This is a genomic window from Nonomuraea sp. NPDC059023 (genome assembly GCF_042740095.1).
Lineage (GTDB): Bacteria > Actinomycetota > Actinomycetes > Streptosporangiales > Streptosporangiaceae > Nonomuraea.
This window is the reverse complement of sequence record NZ_JBHYIO010000114.1, coordinates 1-3,522: the sequence shown is the minus strand read 5'-3', so window position 1 is coordinate 3,522 and position 3,522 is coordinate 1. Positions and strand designations below refer to the sequence as shown.

Genomic DNA, 3,522 nt, shown 5'->3' with positions numbered 1-3,522 from the left:
GGGCGAAGGCGACGAGCGCGGCCCAGGTGAGTGCGGTCAGCCGGGGGAGCAGGCCGTACAGGAGCATGGCCAGTCCGGCCGTCACCCACACGGCGGGTGCCTGCACCCACGCCGCCGCGGCCAGACGTGCCATTTCGCCGGGCTGCCCGATGCGGATGCCGTGGGCCAGCCCGAGAGCCAGCCCGGCCGTCGTGAGCATCACCGTCGCGCCGGTGAAGGCCATCAGCAGGTGGCTGACGGCCCATCGGCTGCGGGGCACGGCGGCGCTGAGCACCTGTTCGGCCCGCAGGGCGCTCTCCTCGCTCTGGAGCCGCAGCACGGCCTGGACGGCGAAGCCGCCCGCGACCAGGCCCATCATTGCGAACACGGTGGCCAGGAAGGTGTCGGTCAGCACTCCTTCGCCGCCGAGCCGGTCGAGGACGGCGGCGAGTTGCGGGTTGTCCCGCACGATCTGCCCGGCGCTCTGCGCCAGCGTTCCGAACAGCGCTCCCATGACGGCGAAGCCCGCCGTCCAGCCCAGCGCGCCGCCGCGGTGCAGCCGCCAGGCCAGGCCCAGCGGGCTGCTCAGGTACGGCGGCGCGTCGGCCGGCCCGCGGCGGGGCGGCAGCGCTCCGGCGCCGAGGTCGCGCCGTCTGGTCAGCGCCGCGGCGACGGCCATCAGGGCCGGCCCGGTCACGGCGGCCAGCCCGAGCACCCACCAGCGCTCGCCGGCGAAGGCGCGCACCCGGTGGGCCCAGGCCAGCGGTGAAGCCCAGGAAAGTGCCTCGATCCCGGCCGCGTCTCCCGCGGCACGCAGCAGGAAGGCCAGACCCAGCGCCGCTACGGCGAGCCCGTTGGCGGTGCGGGCGTGCTCGGTGAGCTGCGCCGTGACCGCGGCGACTCCGGCGAAGACCCATCCGGTTCCGGCGATGCCCAGCCCGAAGGCGAGCGCGCCCGGGACCGGCAGGCCCTGCCCGGCCAGCACGGCCGTGAGGAGCATGGCGATCAGCAGGTTCGTCCCGCCGGTCACCACGAGCGCGGCGGCCGGGAGCGCGTGCCGCCCGACCACGCAGGCACCCACGAGCTCGGCCCGGCCGCTCTCCTCTTCGGCACGGGTGTGGCGGATGACCAGCAGAACGTTCATCAGCGCGGCCAGGACGGCGGTGATGGTGGTGGCACGCCAGGCGGTCAGCCCGCCCACCGAGGTCGCGTCGTAGACCGGGCCGGTGATCGCCTGCAGGGCGGGGGTGGAGCCGATGCTCGCGCCCAGCGCGATCCGCTGCGTCATCCCGGGATACAGCTCGGCGATGGCCGAGGCCGTGCCCGCGACGGCACCGGCGATCACCAGGATCCACCCGGGCAGCAGGAGGCGGTCACGGCGCAGCGCCAGCCGTACCAGAGCGAGCGTGCCGGTCATGGGGTGGTGGCCTGGTAGTGGCGCAGGAACAGCTCTTCCAGCGTGGCGGGCCGGCAGGTCAGGCCGCGCACACCCGCCTCGGCGAGCAGTGGCAGGATCTCGCGCAGCCGGTCGGGCTCGACTTCGAAGGTGACGCTGGAGCCGTCGACGGTCAGGTCGTGCACGCCGGGCATGTCCTCGGGGACCAGGTCGAGGTCGGCGGTCACGGTCGTCCTGGTCAGGTGCCGTAGCTGGGCCAGGGTGCCGCTTTGCACGACGCGTCCGGCGCGGATGATGCTCACCCGGTCGCAGAGCGCTTCGACCTCGGACAGGATGTGGCTGGACAGCAGAACGGTGCGGCCGTTGCCGCGTTCCTCGGTGATGCATGCGCGGAAGGCGGCTTCCATGAGCGGGTCGAGTCCCGCGGTCGGCTCGTCCAGGAGCAGCAGTTCCACGTCGGAGGCCAAGGCCGCGATCAGGGCGACCTTCTGCCGGTTGCCCTTGGAGTAGGCGCGGCCCTTCTTGGTCGGGTCGAGGTCGAAGCGCTCCAGCAGCGCCTGTTTGCGCCGCCGGTCGAGCCCACCGCGCAGCCGTCCGAGCAGGTCAATGGCCTCACCGCCGGACAAGGCCGGCCACAACACCACGTCGCCGGGCACGTAGGCCAGCCGCTTGTGCAGCTCGACCGCGTCCTGCCAGGGATGGCCGCCCAGCAGCTCGGCGTGGCCGGAGTCGGCGCGCAGCAGGCCGAGCAGGATGCGCAACGCGGTGGTCTTTCCCGCGCCGTTGGGACCAAGGAAACCGTGGACCTCTCCGGTCCGTACGGTCAGGTCGAGACCGTCCAGCGCACGGACGGGGCCGAACGACTTGATCAGGCCATCGATGAGTACGGCAGGCACGGGCGCCTCCGGCGGTCGGACGGATATGACGTTGCCGACCAGGCTTCCCGGCGCTCCACCCATGACGTTAACAGCGCCCGATCCGCCGCACCAGACGGACCTTGACGCGAATCAGACAGCGGCGTTTCGTCCTCGGTGCTTTGCGGCCTATTGGGAGATCGGTTCAGTCGTGCTCTGCGGTGTACCTCTCTCGCCACCTGTCGATGAGGGGAATCAGGTGGTCGGTCATGTAGGCGTAGAAATCCCGCATTTCGTGGAGGCGGCGACTGGCGGTGCCGTCCTGGCCCGCGATTACGAGACCAAGCCCGCAGACACCGAGAGCATGATCCGCCTCGCGATGATCGCGAACCTCGCGAAGCGAGCAACCGGCTAAATCACCATAGCCTTGCACAATCCATGAACTATCGCTCGAGCAAGCAGAACGTCCTCTGAGTGCCGAAAATCCATCCACCTATGCCGAGCTGCAGCTTCTCCTGTATCGATCACTCATGGTTGAGCATGCGCTCAACTCCTGTTGAGCGACTGTTCAACAGGAGTTGCGGGGTTGTCGCGTCATTGCAGGTCAGGCGCTACGTGTGAGTTTCCAAGCGCTATGGGTTCCTTCCATGCCGTCTGCCCGAGGCCCGTCGCGTCGTCTTACTGCACGGTCGGTGCGCTGTCGGCGACGCTCGCCTTCAACTGCGCGCTCGACGACACCACGCTCCCAACCGGAGCATCGGCCACGTTCGCGTCCACGACCACCCCCCGGCGTCCGAGATAGTCGTAGGTCTTCCGGTCGAAGATGTACTCCTCCCTGACCCCGTTGGGCGAGACCATCGCCGCGGCTATGCCGGTGCGCCCCGCGGCGTCCTGCGCCTCTTTCACCGTCACCACCCCGGGAATCGTGGCCGCCGCGCGGAAGAGCGCGGCCCGCTGCGCGGCGGGCAGATAGGACTCCTGGAGCAGCCCGCCGACCCGGTTCCACGCCTCGTAGTCCTGCAATCCATCGTTGGGCACCTGCGTGTAGAGGTGCTCGCGCATGCCCTCGGTGTCGGAAGGCAGCTTGCTGACATAGGCGTAGTCGTTGCGCAGAAACTCGGCACGGTCATCGAAGTCGGCCGCCCGCTCCGGACGGCCGGGCTTGCCCACCAGCGCCTGCTCCGCTCGCGCAGCTGGCGGGAGCGTGCGCCCCGGATACGGCAGCGGCGCAAGGATCTCCTCCTGCAGGACTCCCTTGACCGCGCTGCCCTCGACCGGCAGCCAGATCGTGCG

Annotated in this window: 4 protein-coding genes; 1 reads left to right on the top strand and 3 read right to left on the bottom strand. The window is 70.4% G+C overall.

Annotated features, from left to right (window positions below; all coding sequences use genetic code 11):
• Both ACFWYW_RS59120 and ACFWYW_RS59115 read right to left on the bottom strand, forming a co-directional pair.
• Positions 1–1,396, bottom strand: a 1,396-nt coding sequence (locus ACFWYW_RS59120) for an ABC transporter permease (RefSeq protein ID WP_379628213.1), incomplete at its 3' end; no start/stop codon positions are given.
• Positions 1,393–2,271 carry an ATP-binding cassette domain-containing protein gene (locus ACFWYW_RS59115; RefSeq protein ID WP_379628211.1) on the bottom strand — a complete coding sequence of 293 codons (879 nt, stop codon included), beginning with the start codon at positions 2,269–2,271 and terminating at the stop codon, positions 1,393–1,395. The genes ACFWYW_RS59120 and ACFWYW_RS59115, both read right to left, overlap by 4 nt.
• 61 nt (positions 2,272–2,332) lie before the next feature.
• Here ACFWYW_RS59115 and ACFWYW_RS59110 point away from each other — a divergent pair, with 61 nt between their 5' ends.
• The gene (locus ACFWYW_RS59110) at positions 2,333–2,644 is read left to right on the top strand and encodes a hypothetical protein (protein WP_379628209.1); all 312 of its coding nucleotides are present in this window, start codon (positions 2,333–2,335) and stop codon (positions 2,642–2,644) included.
• 263 nt (positions 2,645–2,907) lie between these two features.
• Here the strand turns inward: ACFWYW_RS59110 and ACFWYW_RS59105 are convergent.
• The coding region (locus tag ACFWYW_RS59105) for a CU044_5270 family protein (RefSeq protein ID WP_379628207.1) at positions 2,908–3,522 on the bottom strand (615 nt) is incomplete at its 5' end.

Bases quoted from the DNA above. Each gene is read 5' to 3' on its own strand.
- ACFWYW_RS59110 (WP_379628209.1), top strand. From the start codon at position 2,333: ATGACGTTAACAGCGCCCGATCCGCCGCACCAGACGGACCTTGACGCG.